General features: G+C 62.5%; 12 protein-coding genes. 3 read left to right on the top strand and 9 right to left on the bottom strand.

Translation table 11 applies throughout. The annotated features are described in order from the left end of the window. Nucleotides 1-208: 208 nt before the first annotated feature. The 7 genes from D0Y96_RS12385 to D0Y96_RS12355 form a co-directional block, all read right to left on the bottom strand. Complete coding sequence (locus D0Y96_RS12385; RefSeq protein ID WP_117300313.1) at nt 209-1,990, bottom strand: M20/M25/M40 family metallo-hydrolase; 1,782 nt, start codon at nt 1,988-1,990, stop codon at nt 209-211. 162 nt (nt 1,991-2,152) lie between these two features. Beyond that, nucleotides 2,153-3,070, bottom strand: coding sequence for a ParB/RepB/Spo0J family partition protein (locus tag D0Y96_RS12380; RefSeq protein ID WP_117300311.1), 918 nt, complete (start codon nt 3,068-3,070; stop codon nt 2,153-2,155). 133 nt (nt 3,071-3,203) lie between these two features. After that, entirely contained in the window at nt 3,204-4,049 is an 846-nt protein-coding gene (locus tag D0Y96_RS12375) for a ParA family protein (protein ID WP_117300309.1), read from the bottom strand. A 287-nt stretch (nt 4,050-4,336) separates the two neighbouring features. Beyond that, the gene (gene rsmG / locus D0Y96_RS12370; RefSeq protein WP_117300306.1) at nt 4,337-4,951 is read right to left on the bottom strand and encodes a 16S rRNA (guanine(527)-N(7))-methyltransferase RsmG; all 615 of its coding nucleotides are present in this window, start codon (nt 4,949-4,951) and stop codon (nt 4,337-4,339) included. A 4-nt stretch (nt 4,952-4,955) separates the two neighbouring features. Continuing rightward, nucleotides 4,956-5,696 (bottom strand): gamma-glutamyl-gamma-aminobutyrate hydrolase family protein, encoded by a 741-nt coding sequence (locus D0Y96_RS12365; protein ID WP_117300304.1) that lies wholly within the window; start codon nt 5,694-5,696, stop codon nt 4,956-4,958. After that, complete coding sequence (locus D0Y96_RS12360; RefSeq protein ID WP_117300302.1) at nt 5,693-6,529, bottom strand: lysophospholipid acyltransferase family protein; 837 nt, start codon at nt 6,527-6,529, stop codon at nt 5,693-5,695. The genes D0Y96_RS12365 and D0Y96_RS12360 overlap by 4 nt, the downstream gene beginning before the upstream one ends. Beyond that, nucleotides 6,526-7,905, bottom strand: coding sequence for a bifunctional folylpolyglutamate synthase/dihydrofolate synthase (locus D0Y96_RS12355; protein WP_117300300.1), 1,380 nt, complete (start codon nt 7,903-7,905; stop codon nt 6,526-6,528). The genes D0Y96_RS12360 and D0Y96_RS12355 overlap by 4 nt, the downstream gene beginning before the upstream one ends. A gap of 107 nt (nt 7,906-8,012) precedes the next feature. Here D0Y96_RS12355 and D0Y96_RS12350 point away from each other — a divergent pair, with 107 nt between their 5' ends. The 3 genes from D0Y96_RS12350 to D0Y96_RS12340 are packed head-to-tail and all read left to right on the top strand — an operon-like array spanning nt 8,013 to nt 10,360. Further along, nucleotides 8,013-8,285: a hypothetical protein gene (locus D0Y96_RS12350; RefSeq protein WP_117300298.1), complete on the top strand. Its 273-nt coding sequence runs from the start codon at nt 8,013-8,015 to the stop codon at nt 8,283-8,285. Further along, the gene (locus D0Y96_RS12345; protein WP_117300296.1) at nt 8,276-8,686 is read left to right on the top strand and encodes a PIN domain-containing protein; all 411 of its coding nucleotides are present in this window, start codon (nt 8,276-8,278) and stop codon (nt 8,684-8,686) included. The genes D0Y96_RS12350 and D0Y96_RS12345 overlap by 10 nt, the downstream gene beginning before the upstream one ends. Nucleotides 8,687-8,722: 36 nt before the next feature. Further along, nucleotides 8,723-10,360, top strand: a complete 1,638-nt coding sequence (locus D0Y96_RS12340) for a Na+/H+ antiporter (protein ID WP_117301033.1) — start codon at nt 8,723-8,725, stop codon at nt 10,358-10,360. A gap of 289 nt (nt 10,361-10,649) precedes the next feature. On the opposite strand, the gene D0Y96_RS12335 is transcribed toward D0Y96_RS12340, so the two are convergent. Together D0Y96_RS12335 and aroE are read right to left on the bottom strand one after the other, a co-directional pair. Then, complete coding sequence (locus D0Y96_RS12335; RefSeq protein ID WP_117300294.1) at nt 10,650-11,228, bottom strand: hypothetical protein; 579 nt, start codon at nt 11,226-11,228, stop codon at nt 10,650-10,652. Between the two features lie 86 nt (nt 11,229-11,314). Then, a complete protein-coding gene (gene aroE / locus D0Y96_RS12330; protein ID WP_117300292.1) occupies nt 11,315-13,129 on the bottom strand; it encodes a shikimate dehydrogenase in 1,815 nt (604 codons plus the stop codon). Nucleotides 13,130-13,179 lie beyond the last annotated feature (50 nt).

The following is a 13,179-nucleotide window of genomic DNA, read 5'->3' as shown; positions in this document are numbered from 1 at the left end:
TCCACTGCGCTTCACTACGTTCCGCTTCGGTCGGGATGACAAAAGGAGAGAGTCTCCACTCCCATGTCCGAACACACGGACATGGGGTGCTGGCTTCGCCCACCTTAGCTTCTCCACCCCAGCGCACGAACACCGCGTGCGTCGGGGGCCCCGGCTCGCGAAGGTGGGGCACCCGGGCGTTTTCTCCGACAAGAAGATGCAGATCCCTCTACATATTGGCGGCGACCGCGCCTGTATTACCTTCGGTTGCGCCGGGGAAGAGGTCTTTGAGCGGAGTGGTCTGCTGCTCCGGGTGCGGAAGGGGTTTGCGCGGGAGCATCTGATCGCGCATGGCGGCGTTGTAGACGAAGATGGCTTCGACGATGGCGGCCTGACGGAGATCGGCGGGCTGGAGACGCTCGAAGACATCCTGATTGGAGTGGTGGGTGCGGCTCTCGTAGTCGAGCGGGTCCTGAATGAACTGGAAGCCCGGGATGCCGACGGCGTCGAAGGAGAGATGGTCGGTGCCGCCGGTGTTACGCATGGTGAGCGTGGTGACGCCGAGATCCTTCAGAGGAGCGATCCACTGCGCGAAGATGGGCGCGACGGCGGCGTTCTGCTGCAGATAGACGCCGCGAATTTTGCCGGAGCCGTTGTCGACGTTGAAGTATCCGGAGATGAGCTTCTGTTCCGGTTTGAGCTCGAGCGGGCCGGAGGCGCGGCGGAGGAATTCGGGCAGGATGAGCTGGTCGGGCGTGATCGAGGGCGGCGCGGAACCGAAGTGCTGGCGGACGTAACCACGCGAGCCGAAGAGGCCTTCTTCCTCGCCGCTCCAGAGAGCGACGCGGATGGTGCGGCGGGGATGAACGCCGAGCGCGTTGAGGATGCGCATGACCTCCATGGCGACGATGGTGCCCGCGCCGTTGTCGGTGGCGCCGGTGCCGGCGATCCAGCTGTCGAGGTGGCCGCCGACCATGACGACCTGGTCCTTTAACTGAGGATCGGTGCCGGGGATTTCGGCGATGGTATCGAAGCCGTGCTCGTGGTCGCCGGTGAATTTTGTTTCGACGTCCATCTGGATGGTGACGGGGACGTGCTGCTCGAGCAGGCGGATGACGCGGCCATAGCTTTCGATGGCCATGACGACGACGGGAACTTTGACGGCGTGATCGGCGAGGTAGGGCGTGCGGCCAAGAGCGGCGCCGTTGTCGTCAAAGATGGTTCCACCGGAGCCGCCGCCGTCAGCGGCGTCACGGCTGGGACGGATGACCGCGGCAGCCTTTTCGTCGGCGAGGAACTGCGCGACCTGATCCACGAGGCGGCTGCGCTGGATATAGGCGCGGATGCGGCGCTGCATATCTTCCGCGTCATTGCCGGAGGCGGGGTATTCGGCGAGCTTTTCGAGCTCTTCGGCGGTGTAACGCTCGAAGAGAGCCTTGTCGACGGGCGGGACGTCGCGCATGGCGCCGAGGAGGACGATCTTACCTGCGAGCTTGCCTTTGTATTTCTCGAAGTCGTGTTCGGTCTCGATGTTGACGGAGATGGCTTCCGCGGTGACCGGTCCGCTGGTGGAGGGCGACCAGGGGGTGGCCTGCGCGATGAAGACGGCCGTGTCGGGCGAGGTCATGCGGACCCAGGTGTTGAGCTGCTGCCAGCCGAGACCGAAGTCGCCCCAGTCCTCGAGATGCGCGTTGGCGCAGCCCATGGCGGTGAGCTGGTCGCGCGTCCAGGCATTGGCCTTTGCCATGTTGGGCGAGCCGGTGAGGCGCGGGCCGATGTCGTCGGTGAGCGCGGAGGCGTACTCCATGATGTGAGAGTGGCTGAAGCCTTCTTCGCGGATGCGGGCGTACATGCCGAGATCGAGGTTTTCGACGGCAGGCTGCGGCTGGTCCCAAGGAGCGACCTCAGGAGCCGGCGGCGCGGGCTCCGATTTTTTGTGTTTGTCCGCAGCGAAGGCGGGCAGTGTGGCAAGCAACAGAAAGACAAGCGAATGTTTGCAGCGCTGAATCATTCGTGCAGCCCTCCTCGGGAGTTTTTCGGAGACCGGCAAGGATAGCATGAAGAGGTTTTCAGGCATCCGAAAAAAAGCGCGCGAAAATGGCACCGCGACTGTTACAAATTATGGCGACGCGGGCCGGAACCAGACTGGGCGCAGGATAACCGGCGGCCGGGATCAGGAGCGCTGGCGGGAGAGAACGTCGATGAGGGTATCGAAGTCTTCGAGCGAGGCGTATTCGATGATGACGCGGCCTCTTCCCTTTTTGTCCTCGATCTTTACCTTGAGCCCGAGGGAGCGCTGCAGCTCGTCGCGAGCCTGGCGGACGTTGGGGTCGAGCGGCTCCTTTACCTTCTCGTCGCCCTTCTGCTTCTGCTCGGGATTGAGGAGGCCCTGCACGTAGCTCTCGGTCTGACGGACGGACATGGAGAGGGCTGCGACCTTCTGCGCGGCCTTCAGGATGGTTTCCGGGTCTTCAAGGGCGAGGAGGGTGCGGGCGTGGCCGAAGCTGAGCTCTCCGGCTTCGACTTTACCCTGGATTTCGACCGGGAGACGGAGGAGGCGGAGAAAGTTGGCGACGGAGGCGCGGTCTTTGCCTGTGCGCTTCGCCATCTGCTCCTGGGTCATGCTGAACTCGCGGCCGAGGCGCTCGTAGGCACGGGCCTGCTCCATGGGATTGAGATCGGTGCGCTGGAGGTTTTCGACGATGGTCATCTCCATTGACTGCTCGTCGGAGGCCTGGCGGACGATGGCGGGGATGGTGGCCTTTCCGGCACGCTGCGAGGCGAGCCAGCGGCGCTCGCCGGCGATGAGCTGGAAGCGGCCGCCGGGCAGCGGACGGACGATGATGGGCTGGACGACTCCGGTGGCGGCGATGGAGGCCGCGAGGTCGGCGAGCTGGGCTTCGTCGAAGCGGGAGCGGGTCTGCCAGGGATTGCGGTCGAGCTGGTCGAGCGGAATTTCGCGCGGCCTGCCGGACTCCGGGGCCGGTTCCGACGGTTTTGCAGGCTCAGCGGCCGGCTGCACGCGCGGCAGAAGCGATTCAAGCCCTTTGCCCAGAGCGCGACGTTTTGGAGCTTCCGTGGCTATACCCATATTTATGTCCTTACTTTGTTTATGTCCTTCTGTTGTTATCCGAACCTGCTTTTGTTGTTCGAAGCGGAATTCCTTCGTCTGATTCCGTGTGATTTTCCTGCATGTCGCCGTCTTTATACGGATGGTATCGGGGTCATCCGTATGGCCAGAACTTTACGGTTACATCTTTGCGGCTGGCGGCGTCTTTTTTCCGCTCCTTCGCCTTTGGGCTCTCGATATGGTTGCGCGCGAGCAGCTCGGCGGCCAGATCCCGGTAGCTTTCTGAGCCCCGGGAGCGAGGATCGTAGAGAAGGACGGGCTTTCCATAGCTGGGGGCTTCGGCAAGACGGACATTGCGGGGAATGGTCGTCTTGAGCAGCTTGTCCTTGAAGAACTCGCGGAGGTTTTCGGTGACCTGCTGAGCGAGATTCGTGCGGTCGTCGTACATGGTGAGCAGGACGCCTTCGATCTCGAGCGTGGAGTTGAAGGTGCCGCGGACGCGGTCGAGCGTGTGCATGAGCTCGCTGATGCCCTCGAGGGCGAAGTATTCGGCCTGCATGGGGACGAGGAGACGGTCGGCGGCGACGAGGGCATTGAGGGTGAGGAGATCGAGGGCCGGGGGGCAGTCGAGGATCACGAAATCATACTGGCTGCGGACTTTATCGATGGCCTCGCGCAGCTTATAGGCGCGGCGGTCGATCTGGATGAGCTCGACGTTGGCGCCGATCAGGTTTTTGTGCGAGGGGACGAGGCGGAGGGTCTCGATCTCGGTGGGCAGGGCGAGTTCTTCGATGGAGGCTTCGCCGATGAGAAGATCGTAGGTCGATTGCCGGTCGTCGTCGCGGCTGACACCGAAGCCGCCGCTGGAGTTGGCCTGGGGGTCGCAGTCGACGAGGAGGACCTTCAGTCCTTCAAGAGCGAGGGCAGCGGAGAGATTGATGGCGGTGGTTGTTTTTCCCACCCCGCCCTTCTGATTGACAACGGCGAGGACCTTACCCATGAGAAGAAAAGAGTATCGGGGAGGGGTGGGGCGGCGCAATGCGGAGTGCCTGTGCAGAACGAGGTGGAATCTGTGGAAGAATTTGGCGCATCCCGGAGGGTACTGTCGTAACTCATAGCGATCAGGCGGCTTATGGGCGAGGACGGAGTGGCATTGCCTGAGAGCGATTTTAGATGGGTAGTGGAAAACTTATGTTCCACGTGAAACATTCAGGGCTTTCATAGAGGTCGATTGAGATGCGAACCCGGGAAGTGTTTCACGTGGAACATCAAAGCGTGAACGGCTTCTTAGAGCCGATTGCCGATCATAAGAATGCCGCGCTCGAGCTCGGGGAGAGAGATGGATTCCTGCCAATAAATGGAGGATAGGGCGGTCTGGATGGACCCCTCGGTTTGCCGGGTGGCGAAGATCAGGAGCGCGCCGCTGGGTGAAAGCCGCTCTGCCGCGAGGCGGCAGGCTGCCTCCATGTAATCGACGGCACGCAAAGTGACGACGTCAAAGATACGGCCAGGAGTCATAGATTCCACGCGGCCGGCGAAGACTTCTGCTTTCAGGCTGAGGGTACGGACGACTTCCTTTAAGAACGCAGCCTTTTTGGTCTGCGATTCCGCCAGGGTGATGCTGAGTTCGGGACGGCAGATGGAGATGGGGATGCCGGGAAGTCCGGCACCGGAGCCGAAATCAAGAAGGGTTTCTGAGGATGGAGGAATATGTCCGGCGGCGAAGGCGCATTCCAGAAAGTGACGCCGGATAATCTCGTCAGGCTCGCGGACCGCCGTGAGATTCATCCGGGCATTCCAGCGGAGGAGAAGAGCAAGATATTCGGCGAATCGCGCCTGCATGGCGGGATCGAGGGTGATTCCGGCAGCGGCAGCAGCGGAGGCGATCTCTTCCTGACTCATCGGCTTACTCCGCGAGAGATTCCCGGATAGGGCGCAGCTCCCAGCCGGCGGCGGCATGGATAAAGGCCTGAAAAAGCCGGTGCGATGCCTCGTCTTCGTCAAAGAAGCGCTCGGGATGCCACTGGATTCCGAGAATAAACTCTTCCCCTTTGCCTTCGGCGGCTTCGATCACGCCATCCTTCGCGCTGACGGCGGCGGGAATCAGCCCGTCTCCGACTGTCTTTACCGCCTGATGATGGCTGCTGTTGACGGTAAGCTCGGGTCCGGAGTGCAGAAGCGCCCGGAGACGGGAGCCTTCCCCGATCTGCACGGTGTGAGCCTCGCGGACGGTACGGCCGGGGCGGTGATTGACGGGGGTCTGGAGGTCCTGCACAAGGGCTCCGCCGCGCCAGACGTTCAAAGACTGAAAGCCATAGCAGATGCCGAGAAGGGGCTTGCGGAGATTCGAGGCGTCCTGCAGAAGGAGCTCGTCGACGGCCTCCCGCGCGGGATCGGCGGCGGCGCAGTTTGAGACCGGCTCTTCGCCGTACTTCTGGGGGTTCACGTCAGCGGGGCTGCCGGGAAGGAGCACGCCCTCGCAGGATGCGGCGAGACGGGCAACCTCAGCCGGAGAGGACGAGAGAGGGACCTTTACGGCAATTCCCCCGGAGGCTTCAACGGCATGCGCATACTGAGGCCAGGCGCGCTGGTTGTATTCCGGATCAGCGGAGGTGGGCTCGGGGATGGCGATTCGGGGCGATTTCATAGGGATCGATCCTGCGGGACGGTGGCGGGGTCCATGACCGGCTCGTAAACGGACGGCGTGGAAGAGGCGAGCGGGGCCAGCCAAGAGTACTGATAATACATTTCGGCGATCTTCTGCTCGAGACGCGTGGTCAGCTCGTCGATCTGCTTCATGGTATAGCCAGTGGTGGCGATGGGTTCTCCCACGACAAGCGCGATGGGCACCGGATGAAGCGTGCCGGCGTGGATGGGCATGAGCTCATGGGTTCCCACCAGAGCGAGCGGCACCAGCGGCACCTGAGCGCGAATGGCCATAAACGCGGGGCCATTCAAAAACGGCGCGAGATGACCGCTCTCGGAGCGCCCGCCTTCGGGAAAGATAAAGAGCGGCATACCCTCGTTCAGGGTTCGGGCAGCACTCGACAGACTGGAGATGGAGGCGCGGGGATTGTTCACATTGACCGGTACCTGGCCGGAGCGGCGGAGATACCAGCCGATGAAGGGCAGCTTCCAGAGATCGTGCCGGGCGACGATGCGGAACTGAAAGGGCAGCGAGCCGAAGATGACCGGCGTGTCCATGTAGGAGAGGTGATTGCAGACGTAGACGGCGACCTGCGGCTTCAGACGCTCCGGATGAATGACGGTCAGCTTTGCGCCGCTGATGGAAACCAGGGCGCGTCCCCAGATCTGCGCGATGCGGTGCTGCCACTTTCCGCTGCTGTCGAAGAGAGAGGCGACGAGCGAGAGGCTGCCATAGAACCCGGTCGCGGCAAAGACCAGAGGAGCGCGAAGGCAATAGCTTATCACTCGCTCGGTCAGCGGAAGCGGGTTCGGCCGGGGCCCGAGTGGTTTCATTCCGCGCCCGCCAGGCGAGGCCGCAGCGCGCCTACGAGATAGACAGAGCCGGCGATGACGATGAGGCCACCGGCCGGAGTGGTGGCAAGAGCTCTGGTAAGCGCATCGGAGGCTTCTGGCGCTTCGACGAAGGGGACGCCGGTCGTGGCGGCTGCGGTGCGCAGATCTTCGAGGGAGGTGGAGCGGGGTGAGTCGACGGCAGTGAGGATCACCCGATCGAAGAGAGGAAAGAGGATCTGGGCCATCTCGCCGATAGCTTTGTCTCGCAGGCAGCCGAAGACGAGCGTCATCGATGGCGGCTCGGGATGGAGATGCGAGAGCGCAGAGCGAAGCGCCCAGGCACCGGCCGGATTGTGGGCCACGTCCAACAGCACATCCGCTTTTTCAGGAACAGTGAAGCGCTCGAGACGACCGGGCCAGCGGGCGCGGTGAATCCCCTCGGCGATACTGGCGGGCGTTAATTTGTAACTATTGTTGTTACGTAATTGGAATGCGCTGTTTTTGCTCAATTCGACGGCGGTGGCAATGGCGAGAGCGATGTTCCGCTGCTGATGCGAGCCGCCGAGCGGCGAATCGATCTCGACCGGCTCGCCCATGAGCTGAATGGTGTAGCGATTGCGGAAGGACGATTCGCTTTCTTCGTCAGCAATGCGGCCCGCGCCATAGTGCGGCATGTATTCGGCGGCGTTGACTCCGCGCACATCGAGAGAGACGGCGACTTCTCCGATGACCTGATTGGCCTCGGGATGCTGCGGCAGGGTGACGAGGATACCGCCGGGGCGCATGATTCCGGCCTTTTCGCGGGCGATGGCGGAGATGGTGCTGCCGAGCCACTCAGTGTGGTCGAGCGAGATGTCGGTGATGACGGAGAGCAGGGGCTCGACGATGTTGGTTGCATCGAGGCGGCCGCCCATGCCGACTTCCAGAACGGCGATGTCGACCTTTGCCTCGGCGAAAGCGAGGAAGGCAAGCGCGGTCATCGATTCGAAGTAGCTGGGATGGACGGGCAGGGCTCCTTCGGTGACGAGACGGCGCGCGCAGTCATCGACGCGAAAGTAATATTTCGCGAAGTCGTCGTCGCTGATGGATTCGCCATCGATTCGTACGCGCTCATTGACGCGGGAGAGATGAGGCGAGGTGTAAAGGCCGGTGCGCAGACCGGAGGCCTGCAGGATGGACGCGAGCGTTGCGGAGGTCGATCCTTTGCCGTTGGTGCCGGCGATGAGCACGGAGGGGAACAGGCGCTCGGGATGCCCGAGAGCTTCGACGAGAATGCCCATCTCTTCGAGACGGAATTTGCGACGGGGCTGTCCGGGGACCGGATGCAGCTCTCCAGCCAGGGCAGAAAGGCTTTCCATTGCCGCGAGATACGACATAACTTGATTTTAAAAGATGCCGGGCCGGTTGTTTCGATTCCTGGAAGCGGCGGTGGGCGAGTGGCTGATCCGCTTGATGAAATCACATTCTCTGATAATCTGATTTTATGAAATCGACCAGAATCAGCGTGACGGAAGCGGCGCGCAATTTTGCCGATTGCGTCAATCGCGCCCGTTATCAGAACGTTTCGTTCACTCTGCTCAAAAGCGGCGCTCCGGTGGCTCGCCTCATCCCGGATCAGGAACAGTGTTGTACCGGGCGCGATCTGGCTGAGTCGCTTGCTTCGGCCAGACTGGATCCCGGGGAGTCCGCTGCCTGGATCGATGATCTGAAAACGGCGCGCAGAGCACTGAAGGCTCCGAAGACCAGATGGCCATAATTCTTGACGCTGACGTTATCATCGGCGGTGAACGGGGCACGTTCGATCTGGGGCGGTGGGTAGCATCCCGCGCCGAGGAGCAGTTTGAAATCGCCGCGATTACGGTGGCCGAGCTCCGGCACGGAGTGGAACGGGCTGCGGGAAGGCATCGCGCGCAGCGACGGCATTATCTTGAGACTCTTCTTCAGGTGCTGCCGGTGATCCCGTATACCGAGCAGACAGCTTATGAACATGCGCGTCTGTGGGCAGCTCTCGAAAGCGCGGGCGGCATGATCGGTTATTATGACCTGGTCGTTGCGGCTACGGCGCTGGAGCGAGGCAGCAGTGTCGCCACCTTCAACAGGCGGCATTTTACCTGCGTGGAAGGGCTGACCGTCATCGAACCGGACAGGCAGGGATAGACACATCCTCTTCGGCCGAGGCAGGTGGAGGTGCATGTGCAGTTTGCGGGAATCCATCGCGTCGAAATCGTTCTGATATTCGTGATGCTGGCGGTGATCGGGCTGGCGACGCTGGCGCGGCGCATGCAGCGTCCGTATCCGCTGATTCTGGTGATCGGCGGGCTGGTGCTGTCGCTGATTCCGGGGCTGCCGCGGGTCTCGCTCGATCCGGACCTGATCTTTCTGGTGCTGCTTCCTCCGCTGATCTTTGCCGCGGCGTTCAACACGTCGTGGCGCGACTTTCGCTACAACCTGGTGAGCATACTGCTGCTCGCGTTCGGGCTGGTGGGCTTCACGGTGCTGTGCATTGCGCTGTGCGCGCCGTGGCTGCTGCCGGGATTCGATGCGCGGACGGGCGCGGTGCTGGGAGCGGTGGTGTGCACGACCGATGCGATTGCGACGACCGCGATTGCGCGGCGCGCCGGACTGCCGCGGCAGATTACCGATGTGCTGGAGGGCGAGAGCCTGGTCAATGACGCGAGCGGCCTGCTTGCGCTCGAGTTTGCTGTGGGGCTGGTGGTGACCGGCGAGCGGCCGACCTTTGCTGTGGGGCTGACACGGCTGCTGGTGCTGGTGATTGGCGGAGTGATCGTGGGGCTGGTGGTGGGCAAGCTGATACAGCTGGCGCAGCGCTATGTCACCGATCCGCCGGTCGAGATCACGATCACACTGATCACGCCGTATCTGGCGTGGCTGGGCGCGGAGGCATTGCATACCTCGGGCGCGCTGGCGACGGTGGCGTGCGGACTTTACCTGGGACGGATGCGGTCGGTGGCGTTTACGACAGAGGCGCGGCTGGAGTCGTCGGCGGTGTGGAACACGATCGATTTCGTTCTGAACAGCTTTGCGTTCATCCTGATCGGCCTGCAGCTGCCGCGAATCATGAGCGGGATTCGCGATATAAGCCGCATGCAGCTGATGCGCGATGCCGCGCTGTTCGTGGTGCTGGTGATTGCGGTGCGGCTGATCTGGATCTTTCCCGGCGCGCGCATCGCGTGGTGGATTCGGAACCGGGTGCTGCACCAGGGCACGAGCTATCCTTCGGTCCGCGGCACGTTTCTGATCGGCTGGGCGGGGATGCGCGGGGTGCTGTGCCTGGCGGCAGCGATTTCATTGCCGGAGGAGCTCGATAACGGGCAGCCGTTTCCGCATCGCAACGTGATTATCTTTTTTGCCTTCGCGGTGATTCTGGTGACGCTGGTGGTGCAGGGGTTCAGCCTGCCGCCGCTGATCCGGTGGCTGGGGCTGGCGGCGACGGAGGATGACGTTCATCTGGAAGAGCGCGAGGCGCGCTGCCGCATGATCGGAGCCGCGCTGAAGTATCTGGACACGGTGAGCGGCGAGACGGAGGCAAAGGCGGACCACGGCAGAGCGGCTCCGCTGGACGACTCGATTCTGAGCGATCTGAAGGAGCACTACCAGAGGCGGCTGGCGGTGCTACAGAGCGAGGCCGGCGACGATCCTTCCCCGACGGCGAGCCAGTTGTCGGCGTGGCGAAGGGTTACGGGGCGGCTGCGCTCGATCGAGAGGACGACGGCGATGCAGCTTCGCGACGAGAACCGCATCAGCGACGAGGTGCTGCGGACGCTGGAGCGGGAGCTGGATCTGATTGAGGTGCGGCGGAAGACACCGTGAGGTGTCTCACCCGGTGATTTCGTGTTTTTGGGGAGCCGGAGGCTAAAGCCCCTTTCCTTTTGTCTGCCTGTTCACCGGGCTAAAGCCCGGTGCTTCTATCGGGTCTCGCTGGCGCGAGACGGAAGCGCTTCGTGGTTATGTTGTACAGGGGCTGAAGCCCGGTCCTTTGAGGCCGGTTCGGCACGGCTGAAGCCGTGCCCTGATACAAAGCGATGACGCCTCCACCTTAGCTTTCCACCTCGGCTCGCGAAGGTGGGGCACCCGGTTGTTCGCGCTATGCCGATATGGCTTAGCGCAGAAGATGCGTGAAGTGGAAGATCAGGAATCCCACCATGACGATGAGGATGACGAGGAGCGTACCGAGCACTCCGGTGACGGTCCTGATGAGGGAATGAATGGATTTGACGTCTTCGACGAGCTCGGAGTGCTCGAAGGCGTTGCGCTCGGTGGCCTCGCGGACGCGCGTGACCTGCTCTTCAAAACGTTTGAGCTGGAGGGTCTGATCCTGAAGGGCGAGGCGCAGGTCGCGCTGCGAGGTCTGCAGCTCGCCGACGTGCTGCTTCACTTCCGTCGAGAGCGCGGAGGACTGCGCGTGCGCGGCGCCGAGATCGAGCAGAGGCAGCAGGCGGGCCACATAGGGAAGCACGCTTTTGAACTGCAGGAGCATCTTCCACATTGGATTCTCTTCGAGGTCCTTCCCGTCGTGCGCGCCGGTATCGGGAACATTGACGAAGAACTCGTGCGGCGCACGCTCGATTTCCTTCGGCGCAGCGGCGGAGGGTTTTTCATCCGTCGCAAGCTCGATGAGCCTGTCGACCGCCGACTCACCGCGACGCCGACCGTGACCAGATGATGTCTCGTACTTCATAGACGACTGCCTGCTATCACTATAGAACCTGCCTGGGACAAAGCAGTTATCCGCGCAGCCGCATTTTCACGGACCGCTCACCGCCGTCAGCGTGATTTCTTTTTGGCTGCCGGCTTTGACGCCGCCTTCGAACCGTTGGCGGAGGGCTTTACCGCCTTCACTGCCTTTATCGGCTTTTCGGCGACCGTCTTTCCTGATTTTTCGGCGACTGCCTTCACCGGTTTTTCAGGGTGTCTGGCGGGCGAAGCCGGGCGGGGGTGTGGTTCCGCCTTCGCAGGGTGCTCTTTCTCTTTCGACGCCGGCTCGGGGGGATGGGCGGCGGCCTGCTGACGCAGCGCGTGTACCACGACACGCAGCATCTCTTCTTCCGGGGCGGGCTTGCCGGTCCAGATCTCGAACTGGCGAGCGCCCTGGTAGACGAACATCTCGACGCCGGTGATGACGGGCAGCCCCTTTTCGCGGGCCATCCGGATCAGAGGCGTGTCGATGGGGTTGTAGACCATGTCGAAGACGATGCGGGCGTTGATCTCATTCGGCTCCAGGATGCTGGCCGGTTTGACGCCGTGCATGCCGGAGGGCGTGGCGTTGATGATGGCGTCGAAGCTGGACTTTGCCACCTGATCGCGTTTGATGGTCTTTGCCTTCGCCTGGCGGGCAAGGGTCTGGGCGGCCTCGGCACTACGGTTGAGGATGAAGACCTCGGCACCTTTTTCCTTCAGGCCGAAGACGGCGGCGCGCGCGGCTCCGCCGGCGCCGAGGACGAGCACCTTCGCGCCCTTCAGCGGCAGGCGCCGCTCGAGGGGCCGGATCATGGCGGCGACATCCGTATTGAAGCCGAAGAGTCTGCCGTCCTGAGCGCGGACCATGGTGTTGCAGGCACCGATTTTTTCGGAGATGGCGTCGGTCTTCTCAAGGTGCTTCAGGATCTCTTCCTTGAGCGGCATGGTGACGGCCAGGCCGTGCAGAGGGACTTCGCGGACGAGGGTGAGCAGGTCGCTGAGCTTCGTGGTCTGCAGGGCGAGAAAGACGGCGTTGACGGTCTCGCGGCGGAAGGCCATGTTGAGCATCAGCGGCGAGAGCGAGTGCTTAATGGGGTTGCCGGCGACGCCGTAGACGCGGGTTCCGGCGTCGAGCTGGTCGATGCGGTAGGTCTCGCGGAGGGTGCGGGCGGCGATCTGGCCGGGACCGGTCTCTTCTCCGACATGGGCGGCGGCGAAGGTAAAGATGCTGCCGGCGCGGAGGCCGAGGACGCGGCTGATGATGCCCTGCTCTCCCATGCAGATGCCGATGACGTTGGCCTTGTCGCGGGTGCGCTCGAGGAAGCGCATCATGGTCACGTTGTCGGAGAGGGTCTTCGCGGTGGAGACGATCTTGACGAACTCGGGCAGGTAGGGCTGGATGCGATCGAAGATGCCGTCGAGGTCTTTGGTGGATTCGAAATCGTGGTAGCTGATGATGAGCGCGGCGCCCTGGCTGCGAAGTATTTCAATCTGAGGCTGCTTCAGGTGCTCGGCGGTCTGGAGCTCGAGGTCGACGAGCTGACAGCCGGCGGCGGCCGATTTTTCGAGGATTTCGAGCTCGGCGGCGATGGAGCCTTTGAACTTGCCTCCGCTGATGGTGCGGCGGCAGGTGGCGATGGCCGTGATTTCTCCATGTTCGTAGAGAAACTGCTTCAGCTTCGGAATGGCGGCGAGCGGATTGGGCAGATAGTCGAGGCGGAATTCGAGGAAGGTATTCTCCCGCATGGCTTCGGCCGCTTTTTCGATCATTTCGGCAGGGGTCGACCCGATGATGGCGACGCAGACCTTACCGATGCGGGAGCGAAGAAAATGCGTAGAGACCGACCCTGGAATGTGATCGAGGACGCCGGTGGTGGCGGGAGTTGTGGGAACTGCTTTCATTGGCTGCAATTGCGGCATATTAGTGGATTTCTCCGAGGCTGTAAAGAAAG

Source organism: Paracidobacterium acidisoli, from assembly GCF_003428625.2.
In the GTDB taxonomy this organism is placed as follows: domain Bacteria; phylum Acidobacteriota; class Terriglobia; order Terriglobales; family Acidobacteriaceae; genus Paracidobacterium; species Paracidobacterium acidisoli.
This window is presented reverse-complemented; position numbering and strand designations above follow the sequence as displayed.

Bases quoted from the DNA above. Each gene is read 5' to 3' on its own strand.
- D0Y96_RS12385 (WP_117300313.1), bottom strand. From the start codon at position 1,990: ATGATTCAGCGCTGCAAACATTCGCTTGTCTTTCTGTTGCTTGCCACA.
- D0Y96_RS12380 (WP_117300311.1), bottom strand. From the start codon at position 3,070: ATGGGTATAGCCACGGAAGCTCCAAAACGTCGCGCTCTGGGCAAAGGG.
- D0Y96_RS12375 (WP_117300309.1), bottom strand. From the start codon at position 4,049: ATGGGTAAGGTCCTCGCCGTTGTCAATCAGAAGGGCGGGGTGGGAAAA.
- rsmG (WP_117300306.1), bottom strand. From the start codon at position 4,951: ATGAGTCAGGAAGAGATCGCCTCCGCTGCTGCCGCTGCCGGAATCACC.
- D0Y96_RS12365 (WP_117300304.1), bottom strand. From the start codon at position 5,696: ATGAAATCGCCCCGAATCGCCATCCCCGAGCCCACCTCCGCTGATCCG.
- D0Y96_RS12360 (WP_117300302.1), bottom strand. From the start codon at position 6,529: ATGAAACCACTCGGGCCCCGGCCGAACCCGCTTCCGCTGACCGAGCGA.
- D0Y96_RS12355 (WP_117300300.1), bottom strand. From the start codon at position 7,905: ATGTCGTATCTCGCGGCAATGGAAAGCCTTTCTGCCCTGGCTGGAGAG.
- D0Y96_RS12350 (WP_117300298.1), top strand. From the start codon at position 8,013: ATGAAATCGACCAGAATCAGCGTGACGGAAGCGGCGCGCAATTTTGCC.
- D0Y96_RS12345 (WP_117300296.1), top strand. From the start codon at position 8,276: ATGGCCATAATTCTTGACGCTGACGTTATCATCGGCGGTGAACGGGGC.
- D0Y96_RS12335 (WP_117300294.1), bottom strand. From the start codon at position 11,228: ATGAAGTACGAGACATCATCTGGTCACGGTCGGCGTCGCGGTGAGTCG.
- aroE (WP_117300292.1), bottom strand. From the start codon at position 13,129: ATGAAAGCAGTTCCCACAACTCCCGCCACCACCGGCGTCCTCGATCAC.